Origin of the sequence: Variovorax ureilyticus, from assembly GCF_050632185.1 — a bacterium.
In the GTDB taxonomy this organism is placed as follows: Bacteria; Pseudomonadota; Gammaproteobacteria; order Burkholderiales; family Burkholderiaceae_C; genus Variovorax; species Variovorax ureilyticus_A.
This window is the reverse complement of the sequence record NZ_CP192579.1, coordinates 4148686-4164265: the sequence shown is the minus strand read 5'-3', so window position 1 is coordinate 4164265 and position 15580 is coordinate 4148686. Positions and strand designations below refer to the sequence as shown.

General features: G+C 66.3%; 19 protein-coding genes and 1 pseudogene. 15 read left to right on the top strand and 5 right to left on the bottom strand.

The features are described 5' to 3' along the window. The first annotated feature begins 120 nt into the window (after positions 1-120). From ACQ858_RS20700 to ACQ858_RS20685, 4 genes are read left to right on the top strand one after another with little or no spacing between them, the layout of a single operon-like run. The gene (locus ACQ858_RS20700) at positions 121-969 is read left to right on the top strand and encodes an ABC transporter ATP-binding protein (protein ID WP_431274413.1); all 849 of its coding nucleotides are present in this window, start codon (positions 121-123) and stop codon (positions 967-969) included. 5 nt (positions 970-974) lie between these two features. Continuing rightward, on the top strand, positions 975-1940 hold the full coding sequence (locus tag ACQ858_RS20695; protein ID WP_431274412.1) for an MlaD family protein: 966 nt from the start codon (positions 975-977) through the stop codon (positions 1938-1940). A gap of 10 nt (positions 1941-1950) precedes the next feature. After that, positions 1951-2607, top strand: coding sequence for an ABC-type transport auxiliary lipoprotein family protein (locus tag ACQ858_RS20690; protein ID WP_431274411.1), 657 nt, complete (start codon positions 1951-1953; stop codon positions 2605-2607). A 28-nt stretch (positions 2608-2635) separates the two neighbouring features. Continuing rightward, positions 2636-3100: a metallophosphoesterase family protein gene (locus ACQ858_RS20685; protein WP_431274410.1), complete on the top strand. Its 465-nt coding sequence runs from the start codon at positions 2636-2638 to the stop codon at positions 3098-3100. Positions 3101-3109: 9 nt separating this feature from the next. Here ACQ858_RS20685 and ACQ858_RS20680 read toward each other — a convergent pair whose 3' ends face one another. Then, positions 3110-3766 (bottom strand): MarC family protein, encoded by a 657-nt coding sequence (locus ACQ858_RS20680; protein ID WP_431274409.1) that lies wholly within the window; start codon positions 3764-3766, stop codon positions 3110-3112. Beyond that, positions 3767-4513, bottom strand: coding sequence for an SDR family oxidoreductase (locus ACQ858_RS20675; RefSeq protein ID WP_431274408.1), 747 nt, complete (start codon positions 4511-4513; stop codon positions 3767-3769). A 73-nt stretch (positions 4514-4586) separates the two neighbouring features. On the opposite strand from ACQ858_RS20675, the gene ACQ858_RS20670 reads away from it, so the two are divergent. Then, positions 4587-5186 (top strand): 2-hydroxychromene-2-carboxylate isomerase, encoded by a 600-nt coding sequence (locus ACQ858_RS20670; RefSeq protein ID WP_431274407.1) that lies wholly within the window; start codon positions 4587-4589, stop codon positions 5184-5186. Between the two features lie 22 nt (positions 5187-5208). After that, complete coding sequence (locus tag ACQ858_RS20665; protein ID WP_431274406.1) at positions 5209-5892, top strand: dienelactone hydrolase family protein; 684 nt, start codon at positions 5209-5211, stop codon at positions 5890-5892. A 5-nt stretch (positions 5893-5897) separates the two neighbouring features. On the opposite strand, the gene ACQ858_RS20660 is transcribed toward ACQ858_RS20665, so the two are convergent. Then, positions 5898-6848, bottom strand: coding sequence for a LysR family transcriptional regulator (locus ACQ858_RS20660; RefSeq protein ID WP_431274405.1), 951 nt, complete (start codon positions 6846-6848; stop codon positions 5898-5900). Between the two features lie 179 nt (positions 6849-7027). Between ACQ858_RS20660 and ACQ858_RS20655 the strand changes: the two genes are divergently transcribed. After that, the gene (locus ACQ858_RS20655; RefSeq protein WP_431274404.1) at positions 7028-7372 is read left to right on the top strand and encodes an alpha/beta hydrolase; all 345 of its coding nucleotides are present in this window, start codon (positions 7028-7030) and stop codon (positions 7370-7372) included. A gap of 217 nt (positions 7373-7589) precedes the next feature. Next, positions 7590-7958 (top strand): DUF4148 domain-containing protein, encoded by a 369-nt coding sequence (locus ACQ858_RS20650; RefSeq protein WP_431274403.1) that lies wholly within the window; start codon positions 7590-7592, stop codon positions 7956-7958. 69 nt (positions 7959-8027) lie between these two features. On the opposite strand, the gene ACQ858_RS20645 is transcribed toward ACQ858_RS20650, so the two are convergent. Both ACQ858_RS20645 and hemB read right to left on the bottom strand, forming a co-directional pair. Further along, positions 8028-9167, bottom strand: a complete 1140-nt coding sequence (locus ACQ858_RS20645) for a magnesium transporter CorA family protein (RefSeq protein WP_431274402.1) — start codon at positions 9165-9167, stop codon at positions 8028-8030. A gap of 62 nt (positions 9168-9229) precedes the next feature. Then, positions 9230-10234 (bottom strand): porphobilinogen synthase, encoded by a 1005-nt coding sequence (gene hemB / locus ACQ858_RS20640; RefSeq protein WP_431274401.1) that lies wholly within the window; start codon positions 10232-10234, stop codon positions 9230-9232. 328 nt (positions 10235-10562) lie between these two features. Between hemB and ACQ858_RS20635 the strand changes: the two are divergent. The 7 genes and pseudogenes from ACQ858_RS20635 (at position 10563) to rpsG (ending at position 15553) form a co-directional block, all read left to right on the top strand. Further along, positions 10563-10990 (top strand): annotated as a pseudogene (locus tag ACQ858_RS20635) (CopD family protein). A gap of 5 nt (positions 10991-10995) precedes the next feature. Beyond that, positions 10996-12108, top strand: a complete 1113-nt coding sequence (locus ACQ858_RS20630; protein ID WP_431274400.1) for a VanZ family protein — start codon at positions 10996-10998, stop codon at positions 12106-12108. Between the two features lie 52 nt (positions 12109-12160). Further along, on the top strand, positions 12161-12514 hold the full coding sequence (locus ACQ858_RS20625; protein WP_431274399.1) for a (2Fe-2S) ferredoxin domain-containing protein: 354 nt from the start codon (positions 12161-12163) through the stop codon (positions 12512-12514). A 14-nt stretch (positions 12515-12528) separates the two neighbouring features. Further along, a complete protein-coding gene (locus ACQ858_RS20620; RefSeq protein ID WP_431274398.1) occupies positions 12529-13161 on the top strand; it encodes an alpha/beta hydrolase in 633 nt (210 codons plus the stop codon). A 19-nt stretch (positions 13162-13180) separates the two neighbouring features. Beyond that, positions 13181-14350 carry a D-alanyl-D-alanine carboxypeptidase family protein gene (locus ACQ858_RS20615; protein ID WP_431274397.1) on the top strand — a complete coding sequence of 390 codons (1170 nt, stop codon included), beginning with the start codon at positions 13181-13183 and terminating at the stop codon, positions 14348-14350. Between the two features lie 209 nt (positions 14351-14559). Next, entirely contained in the window at positions 14560-14937 is a 378-nt protein-coding gene (gene rpsL / locus ACQ858_RS20610; RefSeq protein ID WP_017759704.1) for a 30S ribosomal protein S12, read from the top strand. Between the two features lie 142 nt (positions 14938-15079). Continuing rightward, entirely contained in the window at positions 15080-15553 is a 474-nt protein-coding gene (rpsG, locus tag ACQ858_RS20605) for a 30S ribosomal protein S7 (RefSeq protein WP_088954967.1), read from the top strand. The last annotated feature ends 27 nt before the right edge of the window (positions 15554-15580 follow it).

Here is a 15580-nt window from a genome sequence, read left to right as displayed (position 1 = left end):
AGCTCACCCCCAGCCTCTCCCACTTCGTGTGGTTCGGACACCCCCTTGCAGGGGGCAACCCCGGCGGCCCGGCAGAGCCGGTTCCGCGGGGTTCCTGGTTCTGGCCGATGGAGCACTGAGATGGCCGAACTTGCGAATGGCGCGCCTCTCGTCGAGATCCGCCAGCTCTGGACGGTCTTCAAGACCCCGGACGGCGATCAGGTCGTGCATCGCGATCTCGACCTCACGATCCGGCGCGGCGAGGTGCTGTCGCTGGTCGGCGGCTCGGGCACCGGCAAGACGGTCCTGCTGCGCCAGATCCTCGGCCTGGAGCAACCGTCGAGGGGCACGGTCACGGTGCTCGGCCGGCCGCCGGGCCAGTTCAGCGCGCAGGGCGCGGCCAACGTCGGCATGCTGTTCCAGCACGGCGCGCTGTTCTCGGCCTTCAGCGTGCTGGACAACATCGCATTTCCGCTGCGCGAACTCAAGGTGCTGCCCGACGAGCTCATCCGCGACGCCGCGCTGGTCAAGCTGCAGATGGTGGGCCTGGACCCCAGGCACGCGACCAAGAGTCCCGCCGACCTCTCGGGCGGGATGATCAAGCGCGTGGCACTCGCGCGCGCGCTCATCATGGACCCGCCGCTGCTGCTGCTCGACGAACCCACCGCCGGCCTCGACCCCGAGGGCGCCGACGACTTCTGCGACCTGCTGCGCGGGCTGCATCGCGAACTCGGGCTCACAGTGGTGATGGTCACGCACGACCTCGACACGCTGTTCGACCTGAGCACGCGCATCGCGGTGCTGGCCGATCACAAGGTGATCGTCGCGGGCACGGCGCGCGACGTCATCGCCTACCCGCATCCCTTCATCCACGAATACTTTCTCCGCGGTCGCGGCCGACGGGCCATGGAGGCGCTCCATGACGGCTCCGTCCCGGCGGCCCTCGCCGGACCGGCCGACCCGGCGCCGGCCCCTCACAACGAAAGGTAGCTGCCATGGAAAACAAAGCCCATGCTCTGGCCGCCGGTGCCTTCGTCCTCGGCCTGGTCGCCGTGCTCGTCGCGCTGGTCGTCTGGCTCACGCGCGACGACACGGTGCGCAACATCTACGAGCTGTCCACACGCGATCCGGTGAGCGGCCTCCAGCCGCAGGCGATGGTGCGCTATCGCGGCATCGCTGTCGGCAAGGTCGCTTCGATCGACTTCGATCCCAAGGTCAAGGGCAATGTGCGCGTGCGCATCACCGTCGACGAGCGCGTGCCGCTCACCACTTCCACCTTCGCGACGCTGAGCTACCAGGGCGTGACCGGCCTGGCCTTCATCGCGCTCGACGACAAGGGTGAGTCGCAGGTGGCGCTCACGCCCAACAACGAAAACCCGCCGCGCATTCCGCTCAAGCCCTCGCTGCTCTCGAATTTGCAGGATCGCGGCGAGGTGATCATGAGCCGGGTCGAGGAAACGACGAAGCGCATCAACGCCTTGCTCAACGAGGACAACCAGAAGCGCATTGCCGATGCGCTGGAGAGCATCGCGCAGGCGGCGGCGAGTGCGAACCAGCTCACGAAGTCGCTGGACGACACGATCAAGACCGGGCTCAATCCCGCCCTCAAGGCCCTGCCGCCGCTGGTCGAGCGAGCGAAGGACACGATGGTTTCCGTTCAGGGCGTGGCGACCAATCTCAACACCACGGTGGTGCGGCTCAACGCCCCGGACGGCCCGGTCGACCGTCTCGGCGACGGCACCAAATCGCTGTCGCAGGCGGTGGAGTCTTTCAACAACGCGACGCTGCCGCGTTTGAACCGCGTCGCCGACGACACCTCGCGGGCGGTGCGTCGCCTCGGGCGGGCGGCGGACAACATCAACGACAACCCGCAATCGCTGCTGTTCGGCAGCGGCGGCGTGGTTGCCGGTCCGGGCGAACCGGGCTTTGCGTCGCCTGCCGCATCCCCGGCGCGTCCTTGAGATCATGACCATGAAGATGCACGAACCGTTGAAGAACGCCGCCGGCATCGGCGCTTTGCTGGCGGCGCTCCTGCTGGCGGGTTGCGGCGCGCTGCCCGACAAGCCCATCCGCGCGACGCTCTATGACTTCGGACCGGGGCCCGTATCGGCCGCTCCCGCACGCGCCGGCACGCCCGCGCTGCCGCCCCTGGCGCTGGCCGACATCGAAGCGAACACCCGGCTCGACGGCACGCAGATGCTCTACCGCCTGGGCTATGCGGATGCGAACGAGGTCAGGCCCTACGGCCAGTCGCGCTGGAGCCAGGCGCCCGCCCAGTTGCTCCGGCAGCGGCTGCGCGAGGCGCTCGCCGCCACGCGACCGGTGCTGGGGCCGGAGGAGAGCGCCAGCATTGCCCGCACCGAAGGCCGGGTGCCGGATACCTTGCGCGTCACGCTGGTGGAGTTCAGCCACTTCTTCGAATCGCCCTCGGCCAGCGTGGGCCTGATCCGCGTGAACGCGACCTTGATCCGCACCGCGCCGGGCGGCGACCGCGTGCTCGCGCAACGCAGCTTCACCGTCCAGCGCCCGGCACCGAGCAACGATGCGCCGGGCGGCGTGAAGGCGCTCGCGGCCGCGAGCGACGCGGTGGTCGCCGACATCGTGGCCTGGGTGAGCCAGCCGCGCTGAAGAGGGCGGCAACACCGGCGGCTGCCGCATGCGACGCATCGGCCTCATCTCGGACACGCACGACCTGCTCCGGCCTGAGGCGCTGGCGTTCCTGCGCGGGTGCGACCACATCATTCACGGCGGCGACATCTGTGATCCGCGCATCCTGGGCGAACTGGCGGGGATCGCATCGCTGACCGTCGTTCGCGGCAACAACGACCGGGGTGCCTGGGCGCAGGACATCCCGGAGACGGCGTCGTTCGAGATCGATGGCGTGCGCTTCCATGCGATCCACAACCTGGCCGAGCTGTCCATCGATCCGGTCGCCGCCGGCGTGCGCGTGGTGGTGTCCGGGCACTCGCACCGGCCGCTGGCACAGGCGCGCGACGGCGTTCTCTACGTCAATCCCGGCAGCGCCGGGCCGCGGCGCTTCAGGCTGCCGATCTCCGTCGCCGAGCTGCTGCTCGATGGCGGCGCGATCACGCCACGCATCGTCGAACTGGTCGCGCGCTAGCCTCGCGCATCACGCCGCGCGGTGCAGCACAGGGAAGAGCGTGCTGAGCCCATCCGCCATCACCTCCACCGCGAGCGCGGCGAGGATCAGCCCCATGAGCCGCGTCATGACGTTGATGCCGGTCTTGCCGAGCACGCGCGAGATCGGCTCGGCCAGCGAGAAGGTCACGCCGGTGGCCAGCCCGACCACCACGCCGTAGCCCACCAGCACCGCGAGTTCCCAGTAGTGCTGCGCGCGCTGGGCAAAGATGACCACGGTCGACATCGTCGCCGGTCCCGTCAGCAACGGAATGGTCAGCGGCACCACCGCGATCGATGCGCCGAGCGATGCCTTCACCTCGGTCGCGCGGATCTCGTCTTTGTTGGTTTTCGACTCCGCGGGCTGCGCGTTGAGCATGCTCAGCGAACTCATGAGCAGCAGCATGCCGCCGCCGACCTGGAAGCTCGCAATCGAGATGCCGAAGAAGTCGAGCAGCTTGAGCCCGAGCAGTGCGCTCACCGCGATCACCACGAACGCGCTGAAGGCCGACACCCACGCCGTGCGCCTGCGCTGGAGCTCGGTGCAGCCTTGTGTGTAGTGGATGAAGAACGGGACGATCGCCAGCGGATTCACGATGGCAAGCAGCGTGATCAGCGGCTTGATCAGGTCCATCGTCGGCGTGGCCATCTAGCGTCCGCCCGTCACGTCGAGCGAGGTGCCCGTCACGTAGCTCGCCTCATCCGACAGCAGCCAGACGATGCCCTGCGCCACTTCCTCGGCGCTGCCGGTGCGTTTCATCGGCACCGTGGGTGCGAGTTGGAAGGCGCGGTCCGGCATGCCGCCCGAGGCGTGGATCTCGGTGTCGATCAGGCCCGGCCGCACTGCGTTGACGCGAATCCCCTCGTCCGCGACTTCCTTCGCCAGCCCGACGGTGAAGCTCTCGATCGCACCCTTGCTCGCCGCGTAGTCGACATACTGCCCCGGCGAGCCGAGCCGGGCGGCGGCACTGGAGAGATTGACGATCGCGCCGCCTTCGCCGCCATGCTTCGTGCTCATGCGCCGCACGGCTTCTCGGGCGCAGAGGAAGCTGCCGATCACATTGATGCGCAGCATGCGTTCGAGGCGGGCAACGCTCATCTCGTCGACGCGCGCCTGCACGTCGACGATGCCGGCGTTGTTCACCAGCGCGGTGAGACGGCCGAGCTTGGCATCGACCTTGTCGAACATCGCGAGCACCTGCGCTTCGTCGCCTACGTCGGCCTGCACCGTGATCGCGGTGCCGCCGTCGGCGCGGATCGCGCGCACCACTTCATCGGCGGCGAGCGAATTGCTCGTGTAGTTGACCGCGACCGCGTAGCCGCGCTTCGCCGCCAGCAAGGCCGTGGCGGCGCCGATGCCGCGACTGCCGCCCGTGACCAAGAGCACCTTGTCCAAATCCCACCTCCTGCACAGAAGCCGTGCCTCAGTTAAAAACCCCGGGTCGGATTACATCATCGAGGAGCCTCCCGTGAGCCGCACCATCGACTACTACTTCACGCCCCAGAGCCCCTGGACCTACCTCGGACATGCGCGCTTCGCCGCCATCGCGAAGTCCCACGGCGCCGCCGTGCGCGTGCGGCCGATCGATTTCGGCGCGGTCTTCCCCGTGTCCGGCGGGTTGCCGCTGGGCAAGCGCGCGCCGCAGCGGCAGGCCTATCGGCTGGTCGAGCTGGCGCGCTTTTCCCGCCATCTCGACATCCCGCTGAATCCCAAGCCCAAGTTCTTCCCGGTGGCGAGCGACGATGCCGCCAAGCTCATCATCGCGGTCGACCTGCATGACGGCACCGACATCGCGATGAAACTGTGCGGCGCGATCTTCGCGGCGGTGTGGGTGCAGGAACGTAACATCGCGGACCCCAAGGTGCTGGAAGCGCTCGTCGCCGAATGCGGCCTGCCGGCGCGTCGCGTCGAGCAGTCGCTCAGTCAGGCCGTGCAGGAACGCTACGAGGACTACACGCAGGAAGCCATCGACACCAAGGTATTCGGTGCGCCGAGCTACGTGATCGACGGCGAGATCTTCTGGGGGCAGGACCGGCTCGAATTCGTCGAGCGCGCACTCAGGCAATAACCATCAAACAAGGAGTATGACCATGGGTCAATTCATCGATCTCACCGCCAAGGACGGCTTCGCCTGTCCCGCGTACGTCGCGGAACCGGCGGGCAAGCCCCGGGGCGCCGTGGTCGTCGTGCAGGAAATCTTCGGCGTGAATTCGCATATCCGCGCCGTCGCCGACGGCTACGCGGCGGACGGCTATCTCGCGGTTGCACCGGCGACTTTCCATCGCGTGAAGCAAGGCGTCGAACTCGGCTACGGCGAGGACGACATGAAGGCCGGCCGCGAACTCAAGACGGCCGTCGAAGGGCTGCCCGCGCCGGGCGTGCTGCAGGATCTGCAGGCGGCGGTCGACTATGCGTCCAAGGCCGGCAAGGTGGGCATCGTCGGTTACTGCTGGGGCGGCCTGCTGGCGTGGCGCGCGGCCGCGCAAGTCTCGGGGCTGTCGGCCGCGGTGCCTTACTACGGCGGCGGTTCGACGACGCCCGAGGAAATCGCACGCAAGCCCAAGGTGCCGGTGCTGGCGCACTTCGGGAAGGAAGACCACTGGATTCCCCTCGACACCGTCGAAGCCCTCAAGAAGGCGCATCCCGAGGCCGAAGTCCACATCTACGACTGCGGTCACGGCTTCAACTGCGACCAGCGCGGCGCGTACAACGCCGCAGCGGCCAAGCTCGCGAAGGAGCGCACGCTGGCGTTCCTCGCCAGACACCTCGGCTGATCGGATCAGGCCCGCACCATCGACGCGACGCGGGCCCCGCCGGTGCTGCGCTTCGCAGGCCGGGTCGGCGCCGACTCGCCGACCCGTGCTTCGAGAAAGTCGAGCATCGCGCGAAGGGCCGCGCTGTTGTGGCGGCGCTGCGTGTAGGCGGCATACAGCCACAGGTCGGTCGGCATGTAGTCCTTGAGCACCGGGACGAGCGCGCCGCGCTCGATGTCGGCCTGGGCCATGATCGTCGGCACGCACACCGCGCCGAGTCCGGCCAGGGCAATGCCGATCAGCGGCGCCGCGTCGTTGGCGTCCATGCGGCTGTGGACCGGGACGCTGTAGGGCTTGCCGTCCACTTCGAAAGGCAGGCTGGGCGTGTTGCCCGCCAGCGAATAGGTCAGCACGTCATGTCGCCGCATGTCGTCCGGCTTCTTGGGGAGACCGCGTTTGGACCAGTAGCCCGGCGTCGCGCAGAGCGCGAGATCCATCCGCTGCAGCCGCCTGACGATGAGGTTCTCGTCGCGGATGCGGCCCAGCCGCAGCGCGATGTCCACGCCCTCCTCCACGAGGTCGATCACGCGGTTGCTCAGATGCAGGCTCACGTGCACGTCCGGATAGGCGGACATGAACTCGCCGATCAGACTCGGGACCTTCCCCTGGCTCAGCCCGTGCGGCGCGGTGATCCGCAGCCGACCGCGCGGATTTCCGGCGTGCTCCTGCAGCTCGCTCTGCGTGAGTTCGATCATCTCCATGAGCGGCGTGCTGCGTTCGAGCAGCAGAAGCCCAGCGTCGGTCAGGCTCACCGAGCGCGTCGACCGGTTCAAGAGCCGCACGCCGAAGCGCTCCTCGAGCTGCGCCACGTATTTGCTGACGTTCGCCTTCGACATCCCGAGCGTGGTCGCGGCGCGCGAAAAGCTGCCTCGCGCGGCGACTTCACGAAAGGCTTTCAGCAAGTCAAGACCGTCCATTGGAATTCCATTGTTTCGTTTTGATGAACACCGTTGTTCATATTTATAGGGTTTCTACCTAGAAGACGGGAGCAAACTCGCACCCCCAGAGCAGCCAAGACTGATCTGGCCGAGGCCGGGAGCCATCGTCGATGGATGCCCGGCCGACGCATCCAGAACCAAACCAAGGACACTCCAGAATGAACACCTCGAAGCTCATCGCCGCCGCCGCCCTCTCGATTCTCGCTGCCGCCGGTGCGCAAGCCGAAACCTACGACGGCGTGCACGCGCCCGTGTCGGCCAACAGCCGCGCCGAAGTCCAGGCGCAGGGCGTGGTCGCCGCCCGCAGCGAAAATCCGTACGGCGATGCCGCCTCGTCGCGTGTTGCGCCCGCGCTGGCCGCGTCGGCCGACCGCCAGGCCGTTCGCTCCACTGCCGTCGCCGCCGCGCACTCGGCGAACCAGAACCTGAAGCGCGAAGCGTTCGAGAACAGCGTGGTGCCGTCGCAGTTCAAGCTCGACACGACGAAGCAGGCCGGCCTGTAATCTCCCGCATCGTCTGAACCAGGAGGCGGGCCGCGCGCGGGCGGGGTCCGCCTTTGTCTTTTCCGTGCTTGAGACATTGTTTCGATCACGGAAACGCCATGTCTCATTTCTTGGTGTTTTCCCTGAGATGTTCCGCCGGACACTCTCCTGTACAGGCCAGCGACAGCGAGCCTGGGTTGAAAACGAACTCGATCTCCGACAAACCAAAGGAACTGAAATGAAGACCTCGCACATCCTCGCCGCTGCCGCTCTCTCGATCCTCGCCGCCGCTGGCGCACAGGCCGAAACCTACGACGGCGTGCAAGCCGCCGTGTCGGCCAAGAACCGCGACGAAGTCAACGCGGAAGCCGTCCGTGCCGCCGCTGCCGCTGACCAGAACATTCCGCGCGGTTCGCGTGGCGCCGAGCAGTTCAAGTCGGTTGCCGACCCGGCCGCCGTTCGCGCTCAAGCCGTCGCAACGGCCAACGCGCCTGACCAGAACGTGGTCGGCGGCTCGAAGTACAACAGCCGCGTGATCTCGACGATGAACAAGTCGGCCGAGCCGCGCGTTCAGGCTCAGAAGGAAGGCGCAGCCGCGGCCAAGTAATCCCTGGCCCCGCCTGCCAAGGCCGGACGGTGCGAAAGCGCCGTCCGGCCTTTTCTCTGGGCGCTGCGGCTAGCGCGGGCGCGCGAGGTAGCGCTTGCGCCAGAAGATCACCACGAGCGCCACCGCGATCGCGCCCATGGATCCCATCGCGATCCAGAAGCCGTCGGCCTTGTGGATGAGGGGGATGAATTCGAAGTTCATCCCGAAGATGCCCGCGATCAGGTTGAGCGGCAGGAACACCGCGGTCAGCACGGTGAGCACGCGCATGATGTCGTTCGCCCGGTGGCTCTGCACGCTGAAGTGCATCTGCACCGCAGTTTCGGCGTTTTGTTCGAGGCGCCGCACGTGATGGACCACCCGCTCGATGTGCTCGAGCACGTCCCGGCTGCGGATCATGACGAGCTCGTGCTCCCGCTGCGCCGCGGGATTCGCTGGGCTCGGAAGGGTTTCGAGCGCGTCGATCCAGTCCTGGATGCAGGCACGCTGGTCTTCGCAGATTTCGTCGAGATGGCGGAGCGATTGGCGGGCCTCCATCAACGCGCTCCAGTTGTTGAAGTGGCTCTTCGGATCGATCAGCTCGGACTGCCAGTGATCGAGTTGGCGCGTGAGTTCGCGCCGCAGATCGAGATAGGCATCGACGATGTGGTTGACGACGCGCAGCATGAGGTCGGCCGGATTGGCGGGAATACGCGCCGAAACCGCCCGCACGTCGAGCGCCGGCGCCGCGCTGCCGCCGCGTTCACCGGGTGCGGCCGCCGCAAGCAGCTTGGATGCGAACGCATCGCGGACCGCACCATCTTCCGGATGGACCGAGAGCAGCACCCGGTCGAACAGCGCGAAGCCGACCGGGCGCGTATCAACCCGCCGCAGCACGGGCGGCCCTGTCTTGGGCTCGGCAGGCCCGGCCTTGTCGGACGGCGGATGGCCGTTGGAGGCCGCCAGCCGGCGAAACACCAGCAGGTCGTATTGGGAGGTGTAGTCGTAGCGCGAGGGAAGCTGGTCGTTCTGCAGATCGCTCACGTGCAGATCGACCAGATGCGTGTTGCACAGGGACTGCAGCACGTCCTGTACCTCACCGAGCGAGGCGCGGAATTCGCCCCGCGTCAGCGACAGCCAGAGGTAGCCCTGTTCGCAGGCGCCCGGCGCGGCCATGGGCGCGAGCGCGTCGTGTTCGGTGACCTGTGCACCGTTGATCTTGAAGATACGCATGAGGCCTCTTGCCGTAGGTCCATCGCCGGCGCCGTGCCCGAGGCGCCGGCGACGGCGTCTGCTCAGCGCCGCTTCAGGAGCCGTGCGGCATCGCGCGCGAAATAGGTCAGGACGCCATCCGCACCGGCACGCTTGAATGCAAGCAGGCTCTCGAGGATGACCGCGTCGCGGTCGAGCCAGCCGTTCTGCGCGGCGGCCATGAGCATCGCGTATTCGCCGCTGACCTGATAGACAAAGGTGGGCACGCGAAACTCGTCCTTCACCCGTCGCACGATGTCGAGGTACGGCATGCCGGGCTTGACCATGACCATGTCCGCGCCCTCGGCGATGTCGATGGCGACTTCGCGCAGCGCCTCGTCGCTGTTGCCCGGGTCCATCTGGTAGACCTTCTTGTCGCTCTTGCCGAGGTTGGCGGCCGAACCGACCGCGTCCCGGAAGGGGCCATAGAAGGCGCTCGCGTACTTGGCGCTGTACGCCATGATCCGCGTATGGATGTCCCCGCGCGCTTCGAGCGCCTGGCGGATCGCGCCGATGCGGCCGTCCATCATGTCGCTTGGCGCCACGATGTCGACGCCGGCCTGGGATTGGGTGAGCGCCTGCCGGACGAGCACTTCCACGGTCGCATCGTTGAGGATGTAGCCGGCCTCGTCGAGCAGGCCGTCCTGCCCGTGGCTGGTGTAGGGGTCCAGCGCGACGTCGGTCATCACGCCGAGCTCCGGGAACCGGGACTTGAGCGCGGCGACCACGCGCGGAATCAGTCCGTCCGGGTTGCAGGCCTCGTCGCCGGCCGGCGTCTTGAGGCTCGGGTCGATGACGGGGAAGAGGGCCATGACCGGAATGCCGAGTTCGACGCATTCCTCCGCGACCGGCAGCAGCGCGTCCAGGCTCAAGCGCTCCACGCCCGGCATCGACGGGACCGGGTCCCGGCGCTTCTCTCCCTCCTGCACGAAGACGGGATAGATCAGGTCATTCGATGAAAGCATGTGCTCACGCACGAGATTGCGCGTGAAGGCATCGCGGCGAAGGCGGCGGGGCCGTCCGGCGGGAAAGGGGGCATGGAGGGTCATGCCGAAAATTGTGCCCCAAGAGACGGATGCCGCTTGCCGGGGCGGATGACTTACGCCGATTTGTCAGAAAAGACCATCAGACGGCTTCCCCGGAGCGTCAATTTGTAGATCAAAAGCACAAAAAAAGTCACCGTTAGCTTGATAGGTTGTTTTGCCTTTGTTAAATTATGTCTTGGGCGGCTTGCCGCTCCCCGCTTTTCCTCCCTGAGCGGGTGCCTTGATGTGTGACAGCAAAAGGGCTTCCCGCCCGGCGTTTCTACGCCGGGCTTTTTTTGCCCGCGTGGGCGGCCTGCGTCGGACCCGGACTCGGCCACTAAACTGCCGCACCATGCTTTGGGTCAAGTCGCTGCACATCGTCTTCATCGCCAGCTGGTTCGCTGGCTTGTTCTATCTGCCGCGGATCTTTGTGAACCTCGCCATGGTCGCGCCGGAGTCGGTGGCGGAACGCGCGCGGCTGGTGCTGATGGCGCGCAAGCTGTTCCGGTTCACCACCTTGCTGGCCGTGCCTGCGGTGGGATTCGGTCTCTGGCTGTGGCTCGGCTGGGGCATCGGCAGGGGGCCCGGCAGTGGCTGGATGCACGCCAAGCTCGCGCTGGTGCTTGTCGTGATCGGCTATCACCACGGCTGCGGCGTGCTTCTGCGCCGACTGGCGTCGGGGAAGACAGGCACAGTCACCGCTGGTATCGGTGGTTCAATGAACTACCGGTGCTGCTGCTGCTCGCCATCGTGGTGCTGGTCGTCGTCAAACCCTTCTGAACGCTGTGGCAACGCAGCACAAGTCCATCGCGCTGCCGCTGGCCTTGGCGTACGCGGTTCTCATCGTCTATGCGAGCCTTTACCCGTTCGCGGACTGGCGCGACCAGGGGATCGCGCCGTGGGCCTATCTCGCCGCGCCGTGGCCGAGGTGGTGGACCGGCTTCGATTTCGGGATCAACGTCATCGGCTACATGCCGCTCGGCTTCCTGGGCGCCCTGGCGCTCCTGCGCGCACGGCCGGACGCTTCGGCGATTGGCGCGGTGCTCCGCGCGGCAGCGGCGGGCGGGGCGGTTTCATTCTCGATGGAAACCCTGCAGACCTATCTGCCGTCGCGAGTCCCCTCCAACGTCGATCTGGGGCTGAACGCGCTCGGTACTTTCGCCGGCGCGTTGCTGGCGGTCGCGTTCGAGCGATTCGGGCTGGTGGCGTACTGGCAGCGCGCACGTGCCAACTGGTTCGTCGAAGACGCGCGGGGCGGGCTGGTCCTGCTGGCGCTTTGGCCGCCGGCCCTCCTGTTTCCCGCTGCGGTCACTTTTGGCCTCGGCCAGGTGTTCGAGCGGGTCGAATCCGCGATCTCGGAATGGCTCCAGGGCACGCCCTTCATCGACTGGCTGCCGGTCCGGCAGTTCGAGCTCGAGCCGCTGGTGCCGGGCGTGGAGGCGTTTTGCGTGATGCTCGGCGCGCTGGTTCCCTGTCTCCTCGGCTTCCTGATCACGCGCTCGGTCGCTCGACGTGCCATCCTCCTGCCCGCGACGCTGCTGGCCGGCATCGCGGCGAGCGCGTTGTCGGCGGCGCTGAGCTACGGGCCGGAGCACGCGTGGGCATGGCTGAGCCTCCCGGTGCAGATTGGCATCGCCGCGGCGTTGTTCGTCGGTGTGCTGCTGGTTCCCGCGCCCCGGAGGTTCTGCGCCGCGCTGCTGCTCATGGCCCTGATCGTCCACCTGAGCCTTTTGAATCAGGCGCCCGAAAGCGCCTACTTTGCGCAGACGCTCGCGACCTGGGAGCAGGGGCGCTTCATCCGATTCCACGGGGTGGCCCAATGGCTGGGCTGGATCTGGCCCTTCGCCACGCTCGTCTACGTATTGATGGTGCTTTCGGGTCGGCCGCGAAACGGTTGATCGCACGACCCTGCTGGAGCATCCGTCGGGCACCGCTCCCTAAAATGTCCCGATGTCCAGTTCCAATGCACCGGCGCCGAAGGGTTACTACGGCCGACACATCTTCTTCTGCCTGAACGAGCGCAAGGGTGAGGAGGATTCCTGCTCCAAGCACAATGCGCAGGAAGGGTTCGAACGCTGCAAGTCGCGCGTCAAGGCCGAAGGTCTTGCGGGGCCCGGCAAGGTCCGCGTCAACAAGGCCGGCTGCCTGGATCGCTGCGCGGGCGGGCCGGTGGCGGTCGTCTATCCGGAGGCGGTCTGGTACACCTACGTCGACGAGGCCGACATCGACGAGATCGTCGATTCCCATTTGAAGAACGGCAAGGTGGTCGAGCGTCTGCTGCTCCCGTCCAACGTCGGGCGCTGAGGCGTCGGTCCGTCATGAATTCACGTACGGAAAAGCTCCAGCTCCAAGGCGCCGCCGGCGTCATCGAAGCGCTTCGCGATCCGGCGGCCGACGGCACACCGGCGCTCGGCGTCGCGGTCATCACCCATCCGCATCCGCTCTTCGGCGGAACCATGGACAACAAGGTGGTCCAGACCCTGGCTCGCGCGTTCGTGGCCTGCGGATGGACCGCCGTGCGCTTCAACTTCCGCGGTGTCGGTGCCAGCGAGGGCGTGCACGATGAAGGGCGCGGCGAGTACGAGGACCTGCTCTCGGTGATCGACCAGGTGGCGCACGACGGGCCGCTGGCCATCGCCGGGTTTTCGTTCGGCGCTTTCGTTGCCAGCCGCGCCATCGAAAAACTGTCCGCATCCCGCGACATCCGGCATATCGTGCTGGTCGGCACGGCGGCAGCGCGCTTCTCGGTGGCGGCGGTGCCGCAGAACTGGCATGAGCGCACCCTCGTCGTGCACGGAGAGCAGGACGACACGGTGCCGCTCGCCGCGGTGATGGACTGGGCGCGGCCGCAGACACTTCCTGTCACAGTCGTTCCCGGGGGCGGTCATTTCTTCCACGGACAATTGCCGCTGCTCAAGAGTCTCGTGGTCCGCCATTTGCGCGCGGGCTAGTTCTTCGTCTCTGCCCTCCATGATTCGTTTCATCAAGGCGCTGCGTGCGTTCGCGGTCGCTGCGGTCACTTCCTTTGGCATCGTCGCCGTCGCGCAGGTGCCCACACCGCCGGAAATCGCCGCGCGAAGCTATCTGCTGCTCGATGTGACGGCCAATCAGGTCCTGGCGCAAAAGGACATCGACAGCCCGGTGGAGCCGGCCTCGCTGACCAAGCTGATGTCTGCCTATCTGGTCTTCGATGCACTGAAGTCCGGGAAGATCACGCTGCAGCAGACCCTTCCGGTCAGCACGCGCGCCTGGAAGATGCCGGGCTTCAGGATGTTCATCGATCCGAAGATGCAGGTTCCGGTCGAGGACCTGCTCAAGGGATTGATCGTCCAATCCGGCAATGACGCCGCCATCGTGCTGGCCGAGGGCGTCGGCGGCACGGTCGAGCATTTCGTCGAGCTGATGAACGAGCAGGCCCAGGTGCTCGGGCTGAAGAACACCGCTTTCAGGAACCCGGAAGGTCTGGCGGTGCCCGGCCAGACGACCACCGCGCGCGATCTGGGTGTCCTGGCGACGCGGCTGATGCGCGACTTTCCGCAGTACATGTACTTCTATGCGATCAAGAAGTACCGCTTCCCGGGCACGCCGTCGACCAACGACACCAACCGCAACGTGCTCCTCTTCCGCGATCCCACCGTCGACGGTCTGAAGACCGGTCACACCGACGCCGCAGGCTATTGCATGGTCGTGACGGCCAAGCGCGACTTCCCGAATCTCAGCGGCGGGCGGCGCCTGCTGTCGATCGTGCTGGGTGCGGCCAGCGAGAACGCGCGCGCCAACGAATCGCAGAAGCTGCTGAACTGGGGCTACACCGCGTTCGATGCTGTGCGTCTGTTCGACGCGAATCAGCCCGTCGCGACGCCGCCGGTGTGGAAGGGCAAGGAGAGCACCATCAAGCTCGGCCGGCCGGATGCGATCGTGGTGGCTGTTCCCGCCGCTTCCGCGAGCAGGATCAAGACGCAGGTGGCGCGGCCCGATCCGTTGGTGGCGCCCTTCGGCAAGTACCAACCAGTCGGATCGCTCAAGGTCACGCTGGGCGACCAGCCGGTCGCCGAAATCCCCCTGGTTGCGCTCGAGCCGGTAGAACAGGCCAGCGTGCTCGGCCGAGCCTGGGATGCGATCCGCCTCTGGATAAAGTAGCTCGCCGCCAAAGACAGGCCGCGACGCCGGTGTTACCCCCTGCAAGGGGGTGCAGAGCCACACGCAGCGGGCGAGGCTGGGGGTGTGCTATGATCGTTGGCTTTTCGGAAAAATCCGAAGGGATTCACGTTTTCGTTCATCTCCTGGCCCCCTTGCTTGTCACGTCATGGCGAGGAATCTGGCTGGGGTGTTTTGGGACTTATTCATTCATGCCAACCATCAATCAACTGGTGCGTCAGGGTCGCGAGGTCGAAAAGACCAAGTCGAAGAGCCCTGCCATGCAGAACTCGCCGCAGCGTCGCGGTGTCTGCACCCGGGTCTACACCACGACCCCCAAGAAGCCGAACTCGGCGCTGCGTAAGGTTGCCAAGGTGCGCCTGACCAACGGCTTCGAAGTCATTTCCTACATCGGCGGCGAAGGCCACAACCTCCAGGAACACAGCGTCGTGCTGGTTCGTGGCGGTCGTGTCAAGGATCTGCCGGGTGTTCGCTATCACATCGTCCGCGGTTCGCTGGACCTGCAGGGCGTCAAGGATCGCAAGCAGTCTCGCTCCAAGTACGGCGCGAAGCGTCCCAAGAAGGCCTGATCGAGGTCGTGTTTCAACGGTGTTCGATCGCCTGGCTGGCGCATCGGACGGAGTGACCCGCCATTGGGTCGAGTAAGTGAGAGTTTTTGTTGGCTCTCGCGGTGTCGGAAACGACGCCAACTGAAGCAAAGAGGTTTTAAAAATGCCACGTCGTCGCGAAGTCCCCAAACGTGAAATCCTGCCGGATCCCAAGTACGGCAATGTCGAGCTGTCGAAGTTCATGAACGTGATCATGGAAGGCGGCAAGAAGGCGGTTGCAGAGCGCATCATCTATGGCGCCCTCGACCAGATCGAAAAGAAGAACCCGGGCAAGGACCCGGTGGAGGCTTTCACGATCGCCATCAACAACGTCAAGCCGATGGTCGAAGTGAAGTCGCGCCGCGTCGGTGGCGCGAACTACCAGGTGCCGGTCGAAGTGCGCCCGGTTCGCCGCCTGGCGCTGTCGATGCGCTGGATCAAGGAAGCCGCCCGCAAGCGCGGCGAGAAGTCGATGGCCCTTCGCCTGGCCAACGAGATCATGGAAGCCACGGAAGGTCGTGGCGGTGCCATGAAGAAGCGTGACGAAGTGCACCGCATGGCCGAGGCCAACAAGGCGTTCAGCCACTTCCGCTTCTAAGAATCGACCTTTAAGTCAAACAGGCTG

Bases quoted from the DNA above. Each gene is read 5' to 3' on its own strand.
- ACQ858_RS20700 (WP_431274413.1), top strand. From the start codon at position 121: ATGGCCGAACTTGCGAATGGCGCGCCTCTCGTCGAGATCCGCCAGCTC.
- ACQ858_RS20695 (WP_431274412.1), top strand. From the start codon at position 975: ATGGAAAACAAAGCCCATGCTCTGGCCGCCGGTGCCTTCGTCCTCGGC.
- ACQ858_RS20690 (WP_431274411.1), top strand. From the start codon at position 1,951: ATGAAGATGCACGAACCGTTGAAGAACGCCGCCGGCATCGGCGCTTTG.
- ACQ858_RS20685 (WP_431274410.1), top strand. From the start codon at position 2,636: ATGCGACGCATCGGCCTCATCTCGGACACGCACGACCTGCTCCGGCCT.
- ACQ858_RS20680 (WP_431274409.1), bottom strand. From the start codon at position 3,766: ATGGCCACGCCGACGATGGACCTGATCAAGCCGCTGATCACGCTGCTT.
- ACQ858_RS20665 (WP_431274406.1), top strand. From the start codon at position 5,209: ATGGGTCAATTCATCGATCTCACCGCCAAGGACGGCTTCGCCTGTCCC.
- ACQ858_RS20660 (WP_431274405.1), bottom strand. From the start codon at position 6,848: ATGGACGGTCTTGACTTGCTGAAAGCCTTTCGTGAAGTCGCCGCGCGA.
- ACQ858_RS20655 (WP_431274404.1), top strand. From the start codon at position 7,028: ATGAACACCTCGAAGCTCATCGCCGCCGCCGCCCTCTCGATTCTCGCT.
- ACQ858_RS20650 (WP_431274403.1), top strand. From the start codon at position 7,590: ATGAAGACCTCGCACATCCTCGCCGCTGCCGCTCTCTCGATCCTCGCC.
- ACQ858_RS20645 (WP_431274402.1), bottom strand. From the start codon at position 9,167: ATGCGTATCTTCAAGATCAACGGTGCACAGGTCACCGAACACGACGCG.
- hemB (WP_431274401.1), bottom strand. From the start codon at position 10,234: ATGACCCTCCATGCCCCCTTTCCCGCCGGACGGCCCCGCCGCCTTCGC.
- ACQ858_RS20625 (WP_431274399.1), top strand. From the start codon at position 12,161: ATGTCCAGTTCCAATGCACCGGCGCCGAAGGGTTACTACGGCCGACAC.
- ACQ858_RS20620 (WP_431274398.1), top strand. From the start codon at position 12,529: ATGAATTCACGTACGGAAAAGCTCCAGCTCCAAGGCGCCGCCGGCGTC.
- ACQ858_RS20615 (WP_431274397.1), top strand. From the start codon at position 13,181: ATGATTCGTTTCATCAAGGCGCTGCGTGCGTTCGCGGTCGCTGCGGTC.
- rpsL (WP_017759704.1), top strand. From the start codon at position 14,560: ATGCCAACCATCAATCAACTGGTGCGTCAGGGTCGCGAGGTCGAAAAG.
- rpsG (WP_088954967.1), top strand. From the start codon at position 15,080: ATGCCACGTCGTCGCGAAGTCCCCAAACGTGAAATCCTGCCGGATCCC.